The organism is Halomonas sp. 707D4, from assembly GCF_024158685.1.
Lineage (GTDB): Bacteria > Pseudomonadota > Gammaproteobacteria > Pseudomonadales > Halomonadaceae > Vreelandella.
The window spans coordinates 1-1855 of the sequence record NZ_JAMZBD010000548.1 but is presented as its reverse complement, the minus strand read 5'-3'; the positions used below and the strand labels follow the sequence as shown (position 1 = coordinate 1855).

General features: G+C 69.9%; 2 protein-coding genes. Both read left to right on the top strand.

Features of this window, described 5'->3' with window-relative positions; all coding sequences use genetic code 11:
• Nucleotides 1-824, top strand: an 824-nt coding sequence (locus tag BIS11_RS16415) for a farnesyl diphosphate synthase (RefSeq protein ID WP_253586564.1), incomplete at its 5' end; no start/stop codon positions are given.
• 59 nt (nt 825-883) lie between these two features.
• The coding region (locus BIS11_RS16410) for a 1-deoxy-D-xylulose-5-phosphate synthase N-terminal domain-containing protein (protein WP_253586563.1) at nt 884-1855 on the top strand (972 nt) is incomplete at its 3' end.

Genomic DNA, 1855 nt, shown 5'->3' with positions numbered 1-1855 from the left:
CTCTCGAGGCGCTGTTTTCCACCCCCGCCGTCGACGCGCGCCTGGAGCAGGCGATGCACCACGGGCTGCTGGTCGGCGGCAAGCGCCTGCGGCCGCTGCTGGTCTACCTGTCGGGCCGGGCGCTGGGCGCATCGGACGAGTCCCTCGACGCCCCGGCGGCGGCCATCGAGCTGATCCACGCCTACTCCCTGATCCACGACGACCTGCCCGCCATGGACGACGACGATCTGCGCCGCGGCCAGCCGACCGTCCACAAGGCGTACGACGAGGCCACCGCGATCCTCGCCGGCGACGCCCTGCAGGCGCTGGCCTTCGAGGTGCTGGCGAAGGCCGGCCATCCGCGCCTGGGGGCACTGGTCACGACGCTGGCCGTCGCCTCCGGACGCCAGGGCATGGTGGCGGGCCAGGCGTTGGACCTGGCCGCCGTGGGCGGGCTTCCCGACGTCGCGGCACTCGCCCACATGCACGCCCACAAGACCGGCGCGCTGATCGAGGCGGCGGTGCGGATGGGCGGGCTCGTCGCCGTCGAGGAGGACGACCCGCGCCTGACGGCACTTGCTCGCTACGCCCGCGCGGTTGGTCTAGCCTTCCAGATTCATGACGACGTGCTGGACGTGACCGGCGTTACCGCCACGCTCGGCAAGACCTCCGGCGCCGATGCCGCCAGAGCCAAGCCCACCTATTCGAGCCTTCTGGGCCTGGAGGGCGCTCGCGCCAAGGCGCGCGAGTTGACCGACGAGGCCATCGCCGCCCTGACGCCGCTGGGCGAAGGCGCCGCGCCGCTGATCGATCTGGCCCGCTACATGATCGAACGCGACCACTGAACAATGGCCATGCATACGCTCGCCGCGATGCAAGAGCCCGCAAAGAAGACCGTGAATACATGCCCATGAAGCTGTTCGACGAGATACCCCGCGAGCGCCCGGCCACGCCGCTGCTCGACTCCTTTGATCACCCCGCCGCGCTGCGGGCCATGAACGACGCCCAGCTCGCCACGCTTGCCGACGAGCTGCGCGCCTACCTGCTCTACAGCGTGGGGGTTTCCGGCGGACACTTCGGCGCGGGGCTCGGCGTGGTCGAGCTCAGCGTGGCGCTGCATCACGTCTACCACACCCCGAAGGACCGGCTGGTGTGGGACGTGGGCCACCAGGCCTACCCGCACAAGATCCTCACCGGGCGGCGCGAGGCGATGACCGGCATCCGCCAGCACGGGGGGCTCGCCGCCTTTCCGCGCCGCGCCGAATCCGAGTTCGACACCTTCGGCGTGGGCCACTCGAGCACCTCGATCTCGGCCGCCCTCGGCATGGCGCTGGCCGCCCGCGCCCGGAACGACGACCGCCGGGTCTGCGCGATCATCGGCGACGGCGCCCTGACCGCCGGCATGGCCTTCGAGGCGCTGACCCACGCCGGCCACGTCGATGCCAACCTGCTGGTGGTGCTCAACGACAACGAGATGTCGATCTCCGAGAACGTCGGGGGCCTGGCCACCTATCTCGCGCGGATGCTGGCAAGCAAGCCGTACCTGAAGATGCGCGAAGAGGGCAAGAAGGTGCTCTCGCACCTGCCCGGTGCGCTCAAGCTCGCCAAGCGCACCGAAGAGCACATGAAGGGCTTCGTCAGCCCCGCCACGCTGTTCGAGGAGCTCGGCTTCAACTACGTCGGCCCCATCGACGGCCACGACCTGGACGCGCTGACCGACACCCTGAGCATGCTGCGCGGCCAGAGCGGCCCGCAGTTCCTGCATATCAAGACCGTCAAGGGCAAGGGCTTTCTGCCGGCGGAAGCCGACCAGATCGGCTACCACGCCATCACCAAGCTGGAAAAACCCCGTGCCGCCCAGGCCGAGGCGAAAAAG